Annotated in this window: 12 protein-coding genes; 7 read left to right on the top strand and 5 right to left on the bottom strand. The window is 58.5% G+C overall.

Annotation, left to right across the window (positions count from 1 at the left end; all coding sequences use genetic code 11):
- Window positions 1-84: 84 nt before the first annotated feature.
- Entirely contained in the window at window positions 85-669 is a 585-nt protein-coding gene (nfuA, locus tag KGB06_RS07020) for a Fe-S biogenesis protein NfuA (RefSeq protein ID WP_007946504.1), read from the bottom strand.
- A 197-nt stretch (window positions 670-866) separates the two neighbouring features.
- Window positions 867-3,164, bottom strand: coding sequence for a fatty acid cis/trans isomerase (locus KGB06_RS07015; protein WP_223513150.1), 2,298 nt, complete (start codon window positions 3,162-3,164; stop codon window positions 867-869).
- A gap of 155 nt (window positions 3,165-3,319) precedes the next feature.
- Here KGB06_RS07015 and metH point away from each other — a divergent pair, with 155 nt between their 5' ends.
- Together metH and KGB06_RS07005 are read left to right on the top strand one after the other, a co-directional pair.
- Window positions 3,320-7,030, top strand: coding sequence for a methionine synthase (gene metH, locus KGB06_RS07010; protein WP_223513149.1), 3,711 nt, complete (start codon window positions 3,320-3,322; stop codon window positions 7,028-7,030).
- Window positions 7,031-7,220: 190 nt separating this feature from the next.
- Window positions 7,221-7,439 (top strand): DUF2970 domain-containing protein, encoded by a 219-nt coding sequence (locus KGB06_RS07005; RefSeq protein WP_046820154.1) that lies wholly within the window; start codon window positions 7,221-7,223, stop codon window positions 7,437-7,439.
- On the opposite strand, the gene KGB06_RS07000 is transcribed toward KGB06_RS07005, so the two are convergent.
- Window positions 7,436-8,509: an ABC transporter substrate-binding protein gene (locus KGB06_RS07000; protein ID WP_223513148.1), complete on the bottom strand. Its 1,074-nt coding sequence runs from the start codon at window positions 8,507-8,509 to the stop codon at window positions 7,436-7,438. The two genes, KGB06_RS07005 and KGB06_RS07000, sit on opposite strands and share 4 nt — an antisense overlap.
- 521 nt (window positions 8,510-9,030) lie before the next feature.
- Here KGB06_RS07000 and KGB06_RS06995 point away from each other — a divergent pair.
- Together KGB06_RS06995 and KGB06_RS06990 are read left to right on the top strand one after the other, a co-directional pair.
- Window positions 9,031-10,689 carry a nitrite/sulfite reductase gene (locus KGB06_RS06995; RefSeq protein WP_223513146.1) on the top strand — a complete coding sequence of 553 codons (1,659 nt, stop codon included), beginning with the start codon at window positions 9,031-9,033 and terminating at the stop codon, window positions 10,687-10,689.
- Entirely contained in the window at window positions 10,673-11,167 is a 495-nt protein-coding gene (locus tag KGB06_RS06990; protein WP_223513142.1) for a DUF934 domain-containing protein, read from the top strand. Before KGB06_RS06995 ends, KGB06_RS06990 begins: the two co-directional genes overlap by 17 nt.
- Window positions 11,168-11,219: 52 nt before the next feature.
- On the opposite strand, the gene KGB06_RS06985 is transcribed toward KGB06_RS06990, so the two are convergent.
- Both KGB06_RS06985 and sohB read right to left on the bottom strand, forming a co-directional pair.
- Window positions 11,220-14,960: a dermonecrotic toxin domain-containing protein gene (locus KGB06_RS06985; RefSeq protein ID WP_223513140.1), complete on the bottom strand. Its 3,741-nt coding sequence runs from the start codon at window positions 14,958-14,960 to the stop codon at window positions 11,220-11,222.
- Window positions 14,961-15,163: 203 nt separating this feature from the next.
- Complete coding sequence (gene sohB, locus KGB06_RS06980) at window positions 15,164-16,186, bottom strand: protease SohB (RefSeq protein WP_223513136.1); 1,023 nt, start codon at window positions 16,184-16,186, stop codon at window positions 15,164-15,166.
- A gap of 203 nt (window positions 16,187-16,389) precedes the next feature.
- Here sohB and KGB06_RS06975 point away from each other — a divergent pair, with 203 nt between their 5' ends.
- The 3 genes from KGB06_RS06975 (at window position 16,390) to KGB06_RS06965 (ending at window position 19,622) form a co-directional block, all read left to right on the top strand.
- Window positions 16,390-17,100, top strand: a complete 711-nt coding sequence (locus KGB06_RS06975; RefSeq protein ID WP_223513133.1) for a histidine phosphatase family protein — start codon at window positions 16,390-16,392, stop codon at window positions 17,098-17,100.
- A gap of 64 nt (window positions 17,101-17,164) precedes the next feature.
- Window positions 17,165-17,479, top strand: coding sequence for an SCP2 sterol-binding domain-containing protein (locus tag KGB06_RS06970; RefSeq protein ID WP_223513131.1), 315 nt, complete (start codon window positions 17,165-17,167; stop codon window positions 17,477-17,479).
- A gap of 304 nt (window positions 17,480-17,783) precedes the next feature.
- On the top strand, window positions 17,784-19,622 hold the full coding sequence (locus KGB06_RS06965) for an amidohydrolase (RefSeq protein WP_223513871.1): 1,839 nt from the start codon (window positions 17,784-17,786) through the stop codon (window positions 19,620-19,622).
- The last annotated feature ends 96 nt before the right edge of the window (window positions 19,623-19,718 follow it).

Genomic DNA, 19,718 nt, shown 5'->3' with positions numbered 1-19,718 from the left:
CGAGCAAGTCGAAGGGGCCAGTGAATTTCACCCATAAAAAAACGGCACTCACGGGTGCCGTTTTTTACTTTCGCAGCGAACACCTTAGTAGTAGGCGTTTTCTTTCTGCGTGTGGTCAGTCACGTCGCGCACACCCTTCAATTCAGGAATTCGCTCAAGCAAGGTGCGCTCGATGCCTTCCTTCAGGGTCACGTCCGCCTGGCCGCAGCCTTGGCAACCACCGCCGAATTTCAGAACGGCAATGCCGTCTTCGACCACATCGATAAGGCTAACCTGACCGCCGTGGCTCGCCAGCCCCGGGTTGATCTCGGTTTGCAGGTAGTAATTGATGCGCTCGTTGACCGGGCTGTCGGCGTTGACCATCGGCACTTTGGCGTTTGGCGCCTTGATGGTCAGCTGGCCGCCCATGCGGTCGGTGGCGTAGTCGACCACCGCATCGTCCAGAAAGGCTTCGCTGAACGAGTCGATGTAGGCCGTGAAGCTTTTCAGCCCCAACGCCGTGTCTTCAGGTTTTTCTTCGCCCGGCTTGCAGTAGGCAATGCAGGTTTCGGCGTACTGGGTGCCAGGCTGGGTGATAAAGACGCGGATGCCGATACCCGGGGTGTTCTGCTTGGAGAGCAGGTCAGCCAGATAATCGTGGGCGGCGTCGGTAATGGTTATAGCGGTCATGGAAACTCCTCGCAGGCTTGGGCGCAGTTTACGCCAATCAACGCGCCGCACAAAGTCCTAGTATTTTTGTCGGGAAAGAAACTCTGCTCTCCTGTAGGAGCGAGCTTGCTCGCGAAGGCGTCGGATCAATCAACATATATGCTGAATTTGACGGCCTCTTCGCTGGCAAGCCAGCTCCTACAGGGGATTGCGGTGAATCAAAGGTTTTCGTAGCGATTCATGTCCAGCACGCCCTCTTCCACCGGGTCCGTCTCGTGGACGTACTGGCTGAGGTCGTGGAAATAGAACCAGAATTGCGGATGACTGCGGCGAATCCCCCAACGTTCGACGATTTTCTCGAAGCTGTCGGTATCCTTGGCGCTTTCCATCGCATCGACGAAGGCCGGCACCTGGTCGGCCGGAATGTTGAACATGAAATTCGGATAGCTGCTGAGCACGCCCGGGAAAATGGTCAGCGTGTCGAGCCCCGGCTGATAGCGCAACGACTCACCGATCAGGAACGCCACGTTGCTGTGGGCGCGGTTGCGCAGCAGGCTGTAGACCTCGCGTTTGCCGCTCGCCGTTTCGATGCGCAACATCGTCGCTTCCGGCAACTGGTCGATGACCTTCAATCCGGCCGCCGGGCGCGAAGTCAGGCGACTCAAGGCCTGCTCAGCGCTCTGCAAGGCGGGGTCGATATTTGGCCGCGAGCAATACGCGCCTTCGCACCGGTTGATCGGATCGGGCTTGGCATTGAGATCGCCGTAACGGGCCAGCAACTGCAGGGCGAAGTCGCGCTTGGGGTCTTTCTCGTCGAGTTTCAGCGCGGTCGGCTTGTCGTCATCAATGGCCTCGTAATCCAGCCACATCTTTAACTTGCCGCTGTTCTGGTACCAATCGTCGAGGTAGCCGTCCCGCGAATCGGCCGGCATCAGGCGTAGAAAGTTCTGCTCGGCGCCGTTACGGATCAGGTCGAAGTACAGACGGGTCTGGGCCTGATGGGAAACGTTGCCGAACACATCAAAGTTCACCGCCAGTTGATAGTAGGTGCGTTCCAGCAGCGGGAAGTCGAACAGCCACATCGTTTGCGGCACATCACCGATCAGGCCCTTGTTCACCGAAGCACTGTCGAAATGCCGGAAGATGCTCAACAGCGCGTTGTCATTCCCCGCCCACAAGGTCGACCAGCTGGGCGCCAATGCATCGGCGTAGCTGTCCCGGCGCAGCGCTTCGTACTCGTTACGTTTGTCGCGGTAGTCATGCCACAGGCTCAAGACACTGCCGACGTCATCGTTTTGACCGGGCATCGCCAGCAACGGCGTGGCCTGGCCGCGATAGTTGGGGTCGATAACATAGAGGTCATGTTCAGGGGCCTGAAACAGCGCCCAGAAGTTATCTCGGATCACATCGGTGGCAATCTGGCCACGACACACCGGGCCGCGAATGAAGGTGCGCACGAAGTATTCAGCGTTATCGAGCATGAACTGGTAACGCGCCTGCGCCGGGATCGCTTCAAACGTAGCAAACGGATTGGCCCGCCGCTCCGGCCCGTAACCCGGAAAGGCATCGACCTGCCAGTTGCCGCTGTAAAACAGGCTTTTGACCCGCGCCATCTTCGCCGCACTCAGCGGATAGGTGATGTGGGTCTTCTGCACAATCACCCCCTGTACCGGCCACAGGCGGTAATACACCTGAGTGCCGGGGTCGTCATTCGGGCGGCGTGTGGTGATCAGGTCAATCGGCTGACCGGTTGGCGTACGGGAACGCACCCACTGGAAGAAGTGCCCTGGCTCGCCGTCCTTGAAGTAGATATGCGCAAGAAACCAGTGCTCGAACAGCCAACGCGCCACCAGGCTCTGCCGGGAGCCAGGCGCGTTGAGCAGGTTTTCCCACTGCACAACCTGCAACGCTTCTTTCGCGCTCGGCACCAGCCCCTGCTCATCAATCGGCGCACCCGACGCCAGCCAACGTTGCAGCGTCTGGTATTGCTGATCGGTCAGGCCGGTGACGGCAAGCGGCATGCCCTCTTTGGGATGCGAACGGGCGTAACCATCGAATTGCGCCGGCATGGCGCACATGTTTTCCCGGTTCAGCCCCAGCACGATGTCTTGCGGAATTTTAGCGTTGGGTTGCAGCGGGGTTTTGTGGCCCAGTTCAAGCATCCGCGCCATCAACGCCGCCTGACTGCCTTGGGCGTCGAGCACGGGGAAAAATCCCTTTTGCTGCCAGGCGTGCTTGCCGAAGGCATCGTAAAACAGCCGGGTCGGTGCGGCGGCGGTAACGCGATCGCCGTCATAGACCGGGACTTTCGTGGCGCCACGTGCCGCCCCTTCGCCACTGCCGAGGTTGAGCTGACAGGCGGCGTCATTGCACGCGTGGCAGGCGACGCACTTTTCGGTAAAGATCGGTTGTATGTCGCGGCTGTAGGAAATAGCAGAGGAAATGGCCGGACCTTGCGCAGCGGCGTCCCAGCTTAGAAGCAGCATAAACATGCTGATGATGACGCGATACGACATGTCCCTGGTCCCAATCATGAAAAATCGCCGCGATTCTACCGGGTGGACGCCCGTACCAACATGAACGATATTCATGAAAAACCGGGGCATGCTCTAAAAGCGCACAGGTTTGCTATGATCCCGCCCCTTCGTCATGGTCTTTCCGAGTAGTCCAAATGTCCGATCGCAGTGTTCGCCTTCAAGCTCTCAAGCACGCCCTCAAAGAGCGCATCCTGATTCTCGATGGCGGCATGGGCACGATGATCCAGAGCTACAAGCTCGAAGAACAGGATTACCGTGGCAAACGCTTTGCTGACTGGCCAAGCGATGTCAAAGGCAACAACGACCTGTTGGTGCTGACCCGCCCGGATGTGATTGGTTGCATCGAGAAAGCTTATCTGGATGCCGGCGCCGACATTCTGGAAACCAACACCTTCAACGCCACCCAGATTTCCCTGGCCGACTACGGCATGCAAGCCCTGGCGTATGAGTTAAACGTAGAAGGCGCACGCCTGGCCCGCAAGGTGGCCGACGCCAAGACCCTGGAAACCCCGGACAAGCCGCGCTTCGTCGCTGGCGTACTGGGCCCGACCAGCCGCACCTGCTCGCTGTCGCCAGACGTGAACAACCCCGGCTACCGCAACGTGACCTTTGATGAATTGGTGGAGAACTACACCGAATCCACCAAGGGCCTGATCGAAGGCGGCGCCGACCTGATCCTGATCGAAACCATCTTCGACACCCTGAACGCCAAAGCGGCGATCTTCGCCGTACAAGGTGTGTTCGAAGAGCTGGGCATCGAGTTGCCGATCATGATTTCCGGCACCATCACCGACGCCTCCGGCCGCACCCTCTCCGGCCAGACCACCGAAGCGTTCTGGAACTCCGTGGCCCACGCCAAGCCGATCTCGGTTGGTCTGAACTGCGCCCTGGGTGCCAGCGAGCTGCGCCCGTACCTGGAAGAGCTGTCGAATAAGGCCGGCACCCATGTTTCCGCACACCCGAACGCCGGTTTGCCGAACGAATTCGGCGAGTACGACGAGCTGCCGGTGGACACCGCCAAGGTCATCGAAGAGTTCGCCCAAAGCGGTTTCCTGAACATTGTCGGTGGCTGCTGCGGCACCACGCCAGGCCACATCGAAGCCATCGCTAAAGCCGTGGCCGGTTACGCACCGCGTGAAATTCCGGAAATCCCCAAAGCCTGCCGCCTCTCGGGCCTGGAACCGTTCACCATCGATCGCAACTCGTTGTTCGTCAACGTCGGCGAACGGACCAACATCACCGGTTCCGCCAAGTTTGCTCGTTTGATCCGTGAAGACAATTACACCGAAGCCCTGGAAGTCGCCCTGCAGCAGGTCGAAGCCGGCGCCCAGGTGATCGACATCAACATGGACGAAGGGATGCTCGATTCGAAGAAGGCCATGGTGACCTTCCTCAATCTGATTGCCGGTGAGCCGGACATCTCCCGCGTGCCGATCATGATCGACTCCTCGAAGTGGGAGGTGATCGAAGCCGGCCTCAAGTGCATCCAGGGCAAGGGCATCGTCAACTCGATCAGCATGAAAGAAGGCGTCGAGCAGTTCATCCATCACGCCAAACTGTGCAAGCGCTACGGCGCCGCAGTAGTGGTGATGGCGTTCGACGAGGCCGGCCAGGCCGACACCGAAGCGCGCAAGAAAGAAATCTGCAAACGCTCCTACGACATTCTGGTCAACGAAGTCGGCTTCCCGCCGGAAGACATCATCTTCGACCCGAACATCTTCGCCGTGGCCACCGGCATTGAAGAACACAACAACTACGCCGTGGACTTCATCAACGCCTGCGCCTACATCCGCGACGAGCTGCCGTACGCGTTGACCTCGGGCGGCGTGTCCAACGTGTCGTTCTCGTTCCGTGGCAACAACCCGGTGCGCGAGGCCATCCACTCGGTGTTCCTGCTGTATGCGATCCGCAACGGCCTGACCATGGGCATCGTCAACGCCGGCCAGCTGGAGATCTACGACCAGATCCCGCAAGAGCTGCGCGACGCCGTCGAAGACGTGATCCTCAACCGCACCCCGGAAGGCACCGACGCCCTCCTCGCCATCGCCGACAAGTACAAGGGCGACGGCAGCGTCAAGGAAGCCGAGACCGAAGAATGGCGCGGCTGGCCCGTCAACAAGCGCCTGGAGCATGCGCTGGTCAAGGGCATCACCACGCACATCGTTGAAGACACCGAGGAATCGCGCCAGTCCTTCGCTCGCCCGATTGAAGTGATCGAAGGCCCGCTGATGTCCGGCATGAACATCGTCGGCGACCTGTTCGGCGCCGGCAAAATGTTCCTGCCGCAGGTGGTGAAATCCGCCCGTGTAATGAAGCAGGCTGTGGCGCACTTGATCCCGTTCATCGAACTGGAAAAAGGCGACAAACCGCAAGCCAAGGGCAAGATCCTGATGGCGACGGTAAAAGGCGACGTACATGACATCGGCAAAAACATTGTCGGCGTGGTGCTCGGTTGTAATGGCTACGACATCGTCGACCTCGGTGTGATGGTGCCGGCAGAAAAAATCCTGCAAGTGGCCAAAGAGCAGAAGTGCGACATCATCGGCCTGTCCGGCCTGATCACGCCTTCGCTGGATGAAATGGTCCACGTCGCCCGCGAAATGCAGCGTCAGGACTTTTACCTGCCGTTGATGATCGGTGGCGCGACCACCTCCAAGGCCCACACGGCAGTAAAAATCGAGCCTAAATACAGCAACGACGCGGTGATCTACGTCACCGACGCCTCCCGCGCCGTCGGCGTGGCAACGCAGTTGCTGTCCAAGGAACTGAAACCGGCGTTCGTCGAGAAAACCCGCCTGGAATATATCGACGTTCGCGAACGCACCGCCAACCGCAGCGCGCGCACCGAACGCCTGAGCTACCCAGCGGCCATCGCCAAGAAGCCGCAGTTCGACTGGGGCACCTACGAACCGGTCAAACCGACGTTTACCGGCTCCAAAGTGCTGGACAACATCGACCTCAAGGTTCTGGCCGAATACATCGACTGGACGCCGTTCTTTATCTCCTGGGACCTGGCCGGCAAATTCCCGCGCATTCTCGAAGACGAAGTGGTCGGTGAAGCCGCTACCTCGCTGTACGCCGATGCCCAGGAAATGCTCGCCAAGCTGATCGACGAAAAACTCATCAGCGCCCGTGCGGTGTTCGGCTTCTGGCCGGCCAACCAGGTGCGTGACGATGACATTGAAGTCTATGGCGATGATGGCAAGGCGATTGCCAAGTTGCATCACCTGCGCCAGCAGATTATCAAGACCGATGGCAAGCCGAACTTCTCCCTGGCCGACTTCGTCGCGCCGAAGGACAGCGAAGTCACCGACTACGTGGGCGGCTTCATCACCACCGCCGGCATTGGTGCCGAAGAAGTGGCCAAGGCTTACCAGGATGCTGGCGACGATTACAACTCGATCATGGTCAAGGCGTTGGCCGACCGCTTGGCCGAGGCTTGCGCCGAATGGCTGCACCAGCAGGTCCGTAAAGACTACTGGGGTTACGCCAAGGACGAGACGCTCGACAACGAGGCGTTGATCAAAGAGCAATACACCGGCATCCGCCCTGCCCCGGGCTACCCGGCGTGCCCGGATCACACCGAGAAGTCCACGCTGTTCAAACTGCTGGATCCGGAGGCTGAAGAGCTGAAGGCCGGTCGTAGCGGCGTGTTCCTCACCGAGCACTATGCGATGTTCCCGGCGGCGGCGGTCAGTGGCTGGTACTTCGCTCACCCGCAGGCGCAGTACTTTGCCGTGGGCAAGATCGACAAGGACCAGGTGCAAAGCTACACGTCGCGTAAAGGTCAGGAGTTGAGCGTGACCGAGCGTTGGTTGGCGCCAAACCTGGGTTACGACAACTAAGTCAGCTACCTGGCCACAATACTGTGGCCAGCAGTAATCCCCTGTGGGAGCGAGCCTGCTCGCGATAGCGGCTTGACAGTCAATATTGTTTTGACTGAAAGGACCCCATCGCGAGCAGGCTTGCTCCCACAGTTGTTTGTGTCCGCCGTAGGTCTATGCTTATGGCTCATACATACGTGACGAGGGATTTATGGACGATCCAGTCGACAACAAACCGCCGACCTTCTGGCAGATGCTGCACAGCGTCATGGCCGCCGCGTTCGGGGTGCAGAGCGGGAAGAATCGGGCTCGGGACTTCACTCACGGCAAACCGAGTCATTTCGTGATTCTGGGGATTTTATTCACCGCAGTGTTCGCGTTGACCCTGTACGGCATCGTGCAACTGGTGGTGCATCTTGCCGGGGTTTAGCGCATCAACGTTTGCAGGTTGAACGGGTAACGATAAGACGTTGGTCGCCCCTTGGCCGAAAGTCGACGGAAGTTCACGCCATAATCCGGCGATGCCCCCAAGGCCAGCAGCTGTTTGGCTTGCGCCTTGTCGATCAGTTGCAGCAGCGGGATCAGCCGTTGGCGGCCGCCATACTGATCGAGATCGACGCCCCGCTCCTGGTCATGCAATTGCACCAGCGCCCAGCCCCCCAACGTGAAGTGACCGCCCAGCAGCACACTCAGGCGACCGTCGATTATCGCTTGTAACGCAGAGGGAGAAGCGTTGACTGCGCTGAAAAACGCGTCTTTGCCAGGTTGCCCACCGGTCTCTGCAAATGCCTGCATCGCGCCGAAGGCCATTTCGTCGTTGGCTGACCATATCAGAGAGACTTTCGGATAGCGCCGGAACAACATTTTCGCCTGCTCATAGGCGCGGCCACGGGTCCAGCCGCTATAAACCAATTGGCGCAAACGCACTTCAGGGTGCTCGGCCAAGGCGCGCATCATCCCTTGTTCGCGCAGTTGCGCCGTAGGCGTGATTTTCAGACCGGAGAACGCCAGCAACTCAATGGGCTGATCTCGCGAAGCCGGTGGATGCTGGCGGATCAGCTCTTTGAGCATCAGGTAACCGCCCTCCTCGTCGTTAGGCACCAAACTGTCCAGTTGGTCCGCGCGCTCACCTAACAGGGATTGCTGGTTTGGCGTCAACGCGGCATTGACCATGAACAGCTTTACACCGCTGCCTTGGGCCAGACGCACGATTTGCGGGGCGACGTACTGTTCGTTGACGAAAACCAGATAGTCCGGGCGATCAGGCCCTTGCAGCGCCAGACGGGCTTGCGCCACCGTGAGTTCCGGCATGCGCTGAGAATAAAGAATCCGCAGGTCGATGCCCAAATCTCTGGCAGCTGCCTGCATGAATTGCGAGTAACTGAGCCAGAAGGCTTCCTGAGTGGAGCCAGGGCTCAGGAACAGCACCGATTCCGCACGCGCAGCCGGTCCGTAAACCGCGCAAAGCATCAACAGGAAGGTGTAGAAAAACTTCAACATTAACGTCCGAGCCCCCAGAAACTCCGCCGCGCATTATAGCCAGTGAGGTTCCGTAAAACGGCGTTTATTCCGGTTTTTGTCCGACAATCGTCGGAACGGGACCCGGACGGGGTCGGTTATTGATGGCTGACCCAGAATACCGCCGTGCCCACGACCAGGATGATCAGAAACAAGATCGCCCAAGCATCGACCGTACTGTCAGGCTTTGTAGCTTTGGTAGGGTTGCTCATTGCATCGCCTCTTGTCGGTTTTATCGGTGATTGCACAAAGACTCGACCACAGTAAAGACGACGATTGCCCGCATCACAAATAAGGGTTTAGTCATAACGTTTCTTGTTAGTCACTTTGGTTCTTTACATATACTCAAACATCACTTTTGCGCATAACCGCAAACTGGTATCTTGCCCCGGCTCCGTAGGGAGAGCGCGGCCGTGCGCGCAGAATTGCAGAGGTTCTTGGACTGCGGCAAGCACAAAAACGCAGCTGTATCCGAGCGACCCAAGCCTGAGAACAGGACTTATATGTACGTATACGACGAATACGATCAGCGGATCATCGAGGACCGCGTCAAGCAGTTCCGTGATCAGACCCGACGCTATCTGGCAGGGGAGCTGAGCGAAGAAGAATTCCGCCCCCTGCGCCTGCAAAACGGGCTTTATATCCAGCGTTTCGCGCCGATGTTGCGAGTGGCGGTGCCTTACGGCCAACTGACTTCGCGCCAAGTGCGAATGATGGCCAAAATTGCCCGCGACTATGACAAGGGCTATGCCCATATCAGCACCCGGCAGAACGTGCAGTTCAACTGGCCGGCCGTGGAAGACATTCCGGACATTCTCGCTGAACTGGCGACCGTGCAGATGCACGCGATCCAGACCAGCGGCAACTGCCTGCGCAACGTCACCACCGACCAGTTCGCCGGTGTCGCCGCCGATGAATTGATCGATCCGCGCCCATGGTGCGAGATCGTCCGTCAGTGGACCACGTTCCACCCGGAATTCGCCTACCTGCCGCGTAAATTCAAGATCGCTGTCAACGGTTCGACGTCTGACCGTGCCGCCATCGAAGTTCATGACATTGGCCTTGAGCCCGTGCACAACGCCGCAGGCGAACTGGGCTTCCGTGTATTGGTCGGTGGTGGCCTGGGCCGTACGCCAGTAGTGGGCGCGTTCATCAATGAATTCCTGCCGTGGCAAGACCTGTTGAGCTACCTCGACGCCATCCTGCGGGTCTACAACCGCTATGGTCGTCGCGACAACAAGTACAAGGCACGCATCAAGATTCTGGTCAAGGCGCTGACGCCTGAAGTCTTCGCGCAAAAGGTCGACGCGGAAATGGAGCACCTTCGTGGTGGCCAGACCACGCTGACCGAGGCCGAACTGCAGCGTGTTGCCAAGCACTTCGTCGACCCGGACTACAAGGCGCTGGACAACCAAACCGCCGAACTGGCCGAGCTCGACCAGCAGCACCCGGGTTTCGCCCGCTGGCGCACGCGCAATACCCTGGCGCACAAGAAGCCGGGCTATGTGGCCGTAACCCTGTCCCTGAAGCCAACCGGTGTGGCACCGGGCGACATCACCGACAAGCAGCTCGACGCCGTGGCCGACCTGGCCGATCGTTACAGCTACGGTCAACTGCGTACGTCCCACGAACAGAACATCATTCTCGCCGACGTGGAACAGTCCCGACTGTTCGCGATGTGGGGCGAGTTGCGCGAGCAAGGTTTCGCCACGCCGAACATTGGCTTGCTGACCGACATCATCTGCTGCCCGGGCGGTGACTTCTGCTCGCTGGCCAACGCCAAGTCGATCCCGATTGCCGAATCGATCCAGCGTCGTTTCGATGACCTGGACTACCTGTTCGACATCGGCGAACTGGACCTGAACATCTCCGGCTGCATGAACGCCTGTGGTCACCACCACGTCGGCCACATCGGCATCCTCGGGGTGGACAAGAAAGGCGAAGAGTTCTACCAGGTGTCCCTCGGTGGCAGCGCCAGTCGTGACGCCAGCCTGGGTAAAATCCTTGGCCCGTCCTTTGCCCAGGAAGCCATGCCTGACGTGATCGAAAAGCTGATCGACGTGTACATCGAACAACGTACCGAAGACGAGCGTTTCATCGACACCTATCAGCGTATTGGCATCGACCTCTTCAAGGAGCGCGTCTATGCAGCGAATAATTAAGAACAACGAGGTCGTCGATGAAACCTGGCACTTGTTGCCCAAGGACTTCAACATCGACGAGATCAGCAACTGCGATGACCTGATCGTCCCGTTGCAGCTGTGGCGCGAACACAGCCGTATGCTCAAGGCTCGCGATGGCGGCTTGGGTGTGTGGCTGGATGCCGATGAAGAAGCTGAAGAAATCGGCGATGACGTTGATCAGTTCAAAGTCATCGCCCTGAACTTCCCGGCCTTCACCGACGGCCGCAACTACTCCAACGCACGCCTGCTGCGTGACCGTTACGGTTTCAAAGGTGAACTGCGGGCAATTGGCGATATTCTGCGCGACCAGTTGTTCTATCTGCATCGCTGCGGTTTCGATGCGTTTGCAATACGCGCCGACAAAGACCCGTACGAAGCCTTGGAAGGTCTCAAGGACTTCTCGGTGAGCTATCAAGCCGCCACCGACGAGCCGCTGCCGCTGTTCCGTCGCCGCTGATGGTCAAACCTTGAACCCCTTGCGGGGTTCAAGGCTCCCCTCCTGCTTTAAGTTAAAGATTGGCACGCTCCTCCAGTGCCATGAAAGCCGCCATCGGATGATCAAAGCGCCCGCTGCTGCGACTTAATCGATTCCACATTCCCTCAGAAGCATCGGCCTCGTTCAGCAACCGCCAGACTCGCGCCTGTAGCGACAAGTAACTGACCTGAAAGTCAGCCGTCAGACTCAGCCTGTCGATGACGGCTAAAAACCGTGTGCCAGAAGGTTTGCCCGCCAGTCGTTGCCAAAGGGCCTGTCGGGACTGTTGCAACGCTACGTCGTAGTCTCGCAGCCATACAATCGGCGAGCCATAGTTGGCACCGGGCGCGCTGAGCCATAAATTGATTCCTGTTCGCTCTCTATGGCTGACCAGCCGGCGTAGTGTGTCTTCGTCTGTCAGCGGATTCCCCAATAGCAGCACACGATCATCTTCGACTGCCTGGTTTATTACAGCAGACGGTATCCGGGTTATTTGGTTATCCCGTAAATCGAGAGACGTCAGATAGGGCTCATCCTTGATACCGATCGGGCATCGGGTGATTTGAGTATTTCTCAGGTTGAGCTGACGCAGATCGTTCATGCCCATCACCAGCGGTGGCACACCCAAAGGGTTATCGCTCAAGTCCAACGTTTGCAGATGGGTCAGGTCACGCAGTTGTGAAGCGGCACTGTCGGTGAATACCAACTCGGTTGCTCGCAGGTTCAGAGTGCGAAGATGTGTCAATTGACCGATTGCCAGCGGCAAAGAGCGACCCATATCACCGCCCACGAAGAAATGACGCAAGTCCACGCTTTCCAGATTCAATATCTCGAGGTTTGGAAAGCGCTCGAGAAACCCGTTCAAACTATCCTGCTCAGTCAGGTGGAAGCCACGCATCAATAGCTCGGTCACATCGTCGAAATTGACATTCAATGCGGGCAATCGGTGATAGTTCTCAAAGTTCATATCCAGCGTGACAGGTAGAGCCCCTACACGCTTGTGCCAGATGGCGACCAGCTCTTCGGCGAGTTCACTCCTTAGGGCGCGTTCGTCTTGCCGCTCATCCATCACGAGTTGGACGTTGTACATTGCGATCTGTGCCGGGCTCAAATCCTCCGCCGCTGCATCGCCCACGACCAGAAAGGGAAGGTCCATGTCATCAACATCATCGGCGACCCGAGCTATCCAACTGCTCAAATCGGTGTGGAGTTGTTGCAATTGCTGGTTCAACCCATCGATATAGACCTGAGCGTTATTGCCCACGCGTTGCAGTACTTCATCAGCCTGCGCAGAGGTGAAGTTGGGGTAAATATCCTTGAGCTGCAACCTCATCATCTCGCGGGTCATGGCTTGGCCTTGAGGCGTCGACGGGTAACCTCCGCCGCGCAATCCCTGAGGCTCAAATGTCAGTCCGCTGTCCATCCTTTGCAACCCGAGCAGGGTTTGCGAACGAGGCAGCGCCACCGCGCCGACCTTGAGCCGCAATTCATTGGCGGGATCATCAGACGTCAGGTGTAACGCCGAGCGTTCGTCCTTGGACAGGATGGCGAGGACAGCCTCGTAGAAGTCCGATGGCAAGGCCGGGGGCTGATAGCAATCTTCTGCCCTGACGAGGATTCGAGTGTTAGCAGCATCGAGTGGACCGCAGCTGTCCAGAACCCGCCCGGAAGGCGAATGGTCAAGAATGTTTATCCGAAGATTTTTGGGCCATCCAGGTACATTCTGAAGGGAGTGCAACGCCAACGCGTCCGTCTCGGCATTGGCGACCGACCCAAGGTAAAGGCCTTCGTAGGCACGATTCACGCGCACATGCTGCTGGTACTGACGGGCCTTGCTGTCCAGGCGCTTGAACACTTGCTTGACCTCGCTGACGTCGGGCGTCGCGCGGATGTCTACGCCGTATCGGTCGAGCATTTGCTCAATGGCGCTTTTGGGAAGCCCCGGGTATTGACGCTGAAACAGCTGGACCCATTTATGCTCCGATTGCTGCAGCGCGGCGTAACGACTATTGAATAATCCGGTTTGACCGACCGGCCCCAGTTCCTGATCGAGCTTGAAGCGGCTGATCGTGTCAGCCAGCAATGGCGTCGGTGGCCGGCCGGCGTTCATCAAGCGCAGCATGTCGTCGTCTACTGCGCGGACCTTGCCGATCTGCGCCAGGACTTCATCGCTGAATGACGCGACCGAGGGGCCGATGCCGCGGATCAGCTCCAGCCGCGATAGCCTGGAAGGCGCTGCCACACTGTCCTCGGCCGGCGTTACGAGGGCGACGTGTTCACTTGGCCCAAGTGCTTTGGCCTCAGCCCTTCCAACGCTAACATCCGCCCCTGCGCCTGCCAGCGGCAGCGCATTGAGCAAGCCAAACACCGTGCGCGTTACGCCCTCTTTGCGCTGGCCCGGCGTTTCACCGTTCACGGCCTGATCCAGCCCGTAACCGGCGTCGATGAGCCCGGCTAGCGCCAATACGCCTTCTCCCCCCGGTACAAACAGTGCCAGCGGCCCAAACTGGTTTATCCATTGCACGAGCGGCTCAATTACTGTGCTCAAATTGTCACGGTTGACTTGCGCGTCGTTTCGAATGGTTTTGACGCTCCCCCAAGCCGCCTGCTTCATGGTCAATACCAACTGTGCAAACGGATCGGTCGCAGGGGCTTGATCGTCGAAACCGACGTACTCGGCGGGATCCCAATAACCATCATTGTTGAAGAAGCCGGCATTGTTCGTCAGCCAGTGCTTTTGGGGGTAAATCGCCATGCCGTCCAACGCCGTCAGCACACCTGCGTGGAAGGTGCCGTCTTGTCGATCATCTTCGATAAAGTGAGAAGCCAGGGCCTGCTTCGTGGAACTGGCGTTGCTCTGCTTCACCACCCATTGGTGCAACTGCGAAACGTCGGCGAAATCGTGCAGTGGTGAAGAATTGCCCGGGACGTACATCAACACCCTGGGGCTGGCGGCGACACGAAAGGTCCAGATGTCGGTCGCGGTGTAGCGATACAGCTTTATTCGGCTCGCCGTGACCGTGGGTGGGATACGGGTGGGTGCTTGCAGCGATTCGATCGTCAGCGTTTCCCATGCCTGATCCACCGGCAATCCTGCTGCCTTTATCGCGAGCTTCAGGCCATCTTCACTCAGGCGTTGTTCATGTCGCTGCAACCAGGCGGTCATGACAAATGCCGCTTTGACCGATGTCCTCAACGCATAGGGTGGCGGCGCAATGATCGTCTCGTCAGACGACCAGGCCTGATAGAGATACGCCTTGTACAAACCCTGCAAATCCAGTTCCCAGACCCATTTCTTGAAGTCTGCGGGTTTTAAGGTGATCTGCGTCGATGGCCCGTAGGTTTGCGGGGTCGTTTGGCGATAAATGCCTTCATAGGTCTGGTGATTGCCGCTGCCGTGGTCAGCGAACTCGTCGACATGCTGCACGATTCGAATGGAAGGCCCGAGGCCCGGCGGGGTGTACAGGCCAAACGCGGTTTCCGCGAAACGTCCGTCACCCACGGTTTGATAGTTGGAAAGCAGCGCTTGCAGCAGCGATTGCGAACTCGCCACTTGCCCTTGGTGAATGCCGTTCTGTGCGGGATGGCCCTTGTAGTCGTAATCGAGCGTGACCAGCAAGGCCGTCTGCGGATCGATATCCGCCCCCCACTTCTCCTTGATCAAGCGGGCACCAAATTGACCAGGGGTTTGCGGCAGGGCGATGTTCACGGCGGCGTTGAGCTCGTCGCGCATACGTAGCGGGCCGGCGACGTTGTCTTGATGGAGGTCGGTCATGTGCATTCCATTGCGAGCATTTGGAACATCACCCTACCCCCCCCGCCATTCAATCGGATGCAGGAACGGGTCGACAGCCGTCTTAGGAAATTTCGCAAGTTGAGGCAGGAATGTGAACGGAGCTGAAGCTCCCTCTCCCCCACAAAAAAAGAAACCGGGACATGAGCCCCGGTTTCTTCTTCAAAACGATGATGCGCTGGCGATTACCAGAAGCGTTGCTGGGTCAACCGGCTCCACCAAGTCAGCAAAACGCGATCGACCGAACCGCTGGCCGCCATGCCAATACGCTCTTGCAGGCTTTTTCGCTCGGCGTAGTGCAGGTGAAAGAGCTCGGCATTTTTTGCCCGGTCGGCGAGGTATTCATCACTGGTTTTGAGTTCGTCGACCAGTTGTTTGTCGAGGGCGGCGACACCGAGCCAGATTTCACCGGTGGCCACTTCATCGATGGCCAATTGCGGGCGATAACGCGAGACGAAGTTCTTGAACAGCTGATGAGTGATGTCCAGGTCTTCCTGGAACTTCTCGCGACCCTTTTCGGTGTTTTCGCCAAACACGGTCAGGGTGCGTTTGTATTCGCCGGCCGTCAGCACTTCGAAATCGATGTCGTGTTTTTTCAGCAAGCGATTGACGTTGGGCAGTTGCGCCACCACACCGATCGAGCCGAGGATCGCAAACGGCGCGCTGATGATCTTCTCGCCGATGCACGCCATCATGTAGCCGCCGCTGGCCGCAACCTTGTCGATGCAGATGGTCAATGGCACGCCCGCATTGCGGATGCGCGCCAGTTGCGAGGACGCCAGGCCGTAGCTGTGAACCATGCCGCCACCGCTTTCCAGACGCAGCACCACTTCATCCTTGGGTGTAGCCAGCGTCAGCAGCGCAGTAATTTCGTGGCGCAGGTTCTCGGTGGCCGAGGCTTTGATGTCGCCATCGAAATCCAGCACGAACACGCGTTGTTTGGTCTCGTGGGTTTTCTTTTGCTTTTTCTCGGATTTAGCCTGGGACTTGCGCAAGGCCTTGAGCTGGTCCTTGTCGAGCAAGGTTTGCTCCAGGCGTTCGCGCAGCCCTTTGTAGAAATCATTTAGTTTGCTGACTTGCAACTGGCCGGCCGACTTGCGTCGGCCTTTGCTGCGCAATGCCGAAAAACTGGCCAGGACCACCAGAATGGCGATCACCAGTGTCACAGTCTTGGCCAGAAAGCTGGCGTACTCGGACAAAAACTCCACAGTGACTCCTTCATAACGATGCGCGGCTTAAACACGCGCGGGATGTGTTCAGCATACCCATGCGCCAGCCCGGCGACCAGCCGTGAAAGCTCCGGCAGCAGCTCTGTAGCGGCCATTTCAAACAAGCGTATGTTTTTTCATTGACAGCTCACTGCCATCCTCATAACCTCGCCAAACCTTCAACGTACCGGGACGACGCGGACGTGGGCAGTATCTATTTGATTCGACATGGCCAGGCCTCCTTTGGTGCAGACGACTATGACGTCCTGTCGCCGACCGGTATTCGCCAGGCAGAAATCCTTGGCCAGTACCTGGCCGAGCTGGGTATCAGCTTCGATCGCTGCCTCTCGGGTGACCTGCGCCGTCAGCAACATACCGCCAATAGCGCGCTGGAACAGTATGCCGCCGTGGGCCTGCCGGTGCCGCCCCTTGAAATTGACCGCGCCTTCAATGAGTTCGACGCCGACGCGGTGATCCGCGCGCTGCTGCCGGCCATGCTCGACGATGAGCCTGAAGCCTTGGACATCCTGCGCAACGCCGCGCAAAACCGCGCCGAATTCCAGCGCATCTTTGCCCTGATCATCGAACGCTGGCTCGCCGGCACCTATGACACGCCGGGACTGGAAAGCTGGCCGGGCTTTGTCGAACGCGTGCAAGGCGGCCTGCAGCGAATCCTGGAAAGCGCCGACAACACCCAGAAAATCGCCGTGTTTACCTCCGGCGGCACCATCACGGCCCTGCTCCACCTCATTACACAAATGCCTGCCAGGCAGGCATTTGAGCTGAACTGGCAAATCGTCAACACCTCGCTCCACCACCTGAAGTTCCGTGGTCGCGAGGTGGCACTGGCTTCCTTCAACAGTCATGCACACCTGCAACTGCTGAAGGCCCCGGAACTCATCACGTTTCGCTGAGTCCGGATTATTGTGACCCTGGCTGTAATCACCCAGCTCTAATTACCCAAGAAAGGATCGAACCATGACCTCCGTAGCTGATGCCGTACAAGCAATGAAAGCCAAGTTCAACCCAGCCGCTGCTGCCGGTCTGGACCTGGTATTCGGTTTCCGCATCGACGAAGAAAAGAACTTCTCGTTGATCGTCAAAGACAGCACCTGCGAGCTGCAAGAAGGCGTGAATGATGACGCTCAAGTGACCCTGGTCATGGACGGCGAAACCCTGCAAGGCATCGTTGACGGTTCGACCGACGGCATGCAAGCGTTCATGGGCGGCAAACTGCGCGCTGAAGGCGACATGATGCTGGCGATGAAACTGTCCGAGCTGTTCCCGAGCTAAGACGGCGGTTCCCGACCTTCGGGAACCTGTCTGGCTATCAACGAATCCCGCCCCTTGTGGCGGGATTCGTCGTTTTCCGCCCCCGGAAAACGCCCCACTGCAGATTCAGCGTCTATATTCCTTCTGGCCGCATGCGTCAGAGATCGGCTGTTTGCCCCCGACTGATTTTACGCGGAGCGCGGCCATGAGCCCGCCTGACGACCCTGACGGTTTTAACCGCCGACGTGTACTCCAAGGCCTTTCGGCTGGTGCTGTCGGTGTTTGGATCAGCCCGCTATTCGCAGGGAGTAAGACCATGCCCGATATCCCGGCCGACCTCATTCTGTACAACGGACGCCTGCACACCGTTGATCGTAAAAAACCCCAGGCCAGCGCTGTTGCGATCAAGGACGGTCGCTTTGTGGTGGTCGGCAGCGATGCCCAGGCCATGGCCCTGCAAGGCCCCGGTACGCAAATCGTCGACCTGCACGGTCGCACGGTGATTCCCGGCCTCAATGACTCGCACTTGCATTTGATCCGGGGCGGCCTCAATTACAACCTTGAACTGCGCTGGGAAGGCGTGCCGTCGCTGGTCGATGCCTTGCGCATGCTCAAGGACCAGGCCGATCGCACCCCCACACCACAATGGGTCCGGGTGGTCGGGGGCTGGAACGAGTTCCAGTTTGCCGAGAAACGCATGCCGACCCTCGATGAACTGAACAAAGCAGCGCCGGACACCCCGGTGTTCGTCCTGCACCTCTACGACCGCGCCCTGCTCAACCGCGCCGCCCTGAGGGTGGTCGGTTACGCCCGCGACACGCCGAACCCACCTGGCGGCGAAATCCAGCGCGATGCCAATGGCGATCCCACCGGCATGCTGATCGCCCGGCCGAACGCGATGATTCTCTACTCGACCCTGGCCAAGGGGCCCAAATTACCGCTGGAGTACCAGGTCAACTCAACCCGTCAGTTCATGCGCGAACTCAATCGCCTTGGCATCACCAGCGCTATCGATGCCGGTGGCGGTTATCAGAACTATCCCGACGACTATCAAGTCATCCAGCAACTGGCCAAAGACCAACAACTCACGGTACGCATCGCGTACAACCTGTTCACCCAAAAACCCAAGGAAGAATTGACCGACTTCAAAAACTGGACCAGTACTTCTCGCTACGGCCAGGGCGACGATTTCCTGCGGCACAACGGTGCCGGGGAAATGCTGGTGTTCTCGGCGGCGGACTTCGAAGACTTCCTCGAACCGCGCCCGGACCTGCCGCAAACCATGGAGCAGGAACTGGAACCGGTGGTCCGGCATCTGGTGGAACAGCGCTGGCCGTTCCGTTTGCACGCGACGTACAACGAATCCATCAGCCGCATGCTCGACGTGTTCGAGAAGGTTAATCGCGACATTCCGTTTAACGGTCTGCCGTGGTTTTTCGACCACGCCGAAACAATTACGCCGCAGAACATCGAACGGGTAAAAGCCTTGGGCGGCGGCATTGCAATTCAGGACCGAATGGCGTTTCAGGGCGAGTATTTCGTCGATCGCTACGGTGCTAAAGCGGCCGAACACACACCACCCATCGCCCGCATGTTGGCCGAGGGCCTTCCGGTTGGCGCCGGCACCGACGCCACGCGCGTATCAAGCTACAACCCCTGGACCTCGATGTATTGGCTGGTCAGCGGCCGCACTGTCGGCGGACTGGAGCTGTACCCGCAAGGCTTGAGCCGCGATACGGCCCTGGAGCTCTTCACCCACGGCAGCGCCTGGTTCTCCTCCGAACAAGGCAAGAAGGGTCAAATCAAAGTCGGGCAATTGGCGGATTTGATTGCACTGTCGGCGGACTATTTCCACATCGAAGATGAGGCGATCAAATGGATCGAGTCGGTGCTGACCATTGTCGACGGCAAAATTGTTCATGCCACCAGCGAGTTCGAAAAACTCGGGCCGCCACCGATTCCTGTGGTGCCTGAATGGTCGCCGGTCACCAAGGTGCCAGGGCACTGGAAACATCTGGCACCGATGACAGCGCAGGTGCATCAATGCGCAGGCGCTTGCGCGGTGCATGCGCACAGCCATGAGCGGGCGCGACTATCCTCCGCGCCAGTCAGTGACTTTCAGGGCTTCTGGGGCGCGTTTGGCTGTTCCTGTTTTGCGTTTTGAACAATGACCAGCAAACACCGCCTCTCCTGTAGGAGCGAGCCTGCTCGCGAAGGCGTCGTGTCAGTCGACATCAATGTTGAGTGACAGGACGCCTTC

It is taken from the genome of Pseudomonas sp. GL-B-19 (genome assembly GCF_019956415.1).
Lineage (GTDB): Bacteria > Pseudomonadota > Gammaproteobacteria > Pseudomonadales > Pseudomonadaceae > Aquipseudomonas.
The sequence above is the reverse complement of the archived record's forward strand: the minus strand, read 5'-3'. Positions and strand labels throughout refer to the sequence as shown.

Excerpts from the sequence above, each read along its gene's own strand:
- nfuA (WP_007946504.1), bottom strand. The coding sequence starts at position 669 with ATGACCGCTATAACCATTACCGACGCCGCCCACGATTATCTGGCTGAC.
- KGB06_RS07015 (WP_223513150.1), bottom strand. The coding sequence starts at position 3,164 with ATGTCGTATCGCGTCATCATCAGCATGTTTATGCTGCTTCTAAGCTGG.
- metH (WP_223513149.1), top strand. The coding sequence starts at position 3,320 with ATGTCCGATCGCAGTGTTCGCCTTCAAGCTCTCAAGCACGCCCTCAAA.
- KGB06_RS07005 (WP_046820154.1), top strand. The coding sequence starts at position 7,221 with ATGGACGATCCAGTCGACAACAAACCGCCGACCTTCTGGCAGATGCTG.
- KGB06_RS07000 (WP_223513148.1), bottom strand. The coding sequence starts at position 8,509 with ATGTTGAAGTTTTTCTACACCTTCCTGTTGATGCTTTGCGCGGTTTAC.
- KGB06_RS06995 (WP_223513146.1), top strand. The coding sequence starts at position 9,031 with ATGTACGTATACGACGAATACGATCAGCGGATCATCGAGGACCGCGTC.
- KGB06_RS06990 (WP_223513142.1), top strand. The coding sequence starts at position 10,673 with ATGCAGCGAATAATTAAGAACAACGAGGTCGTCGATGAAACCTGGCAC.
- KGB06_RS06985 (WP_223513140.1), bottom strand. The coding sequence starts at position 14,960 with ATGACCGACCTCCATCAAGACAACGTCGCCGGCCCGCTACGTATGCGC.
- KGB06_RS06970 (WP_223513131.1), top strand. The coding sequence starts at position 17,165 with ATGACCTCCGTAGCTGATGCCGTACAAGCAATGAAAGCCAAGTTCAAC.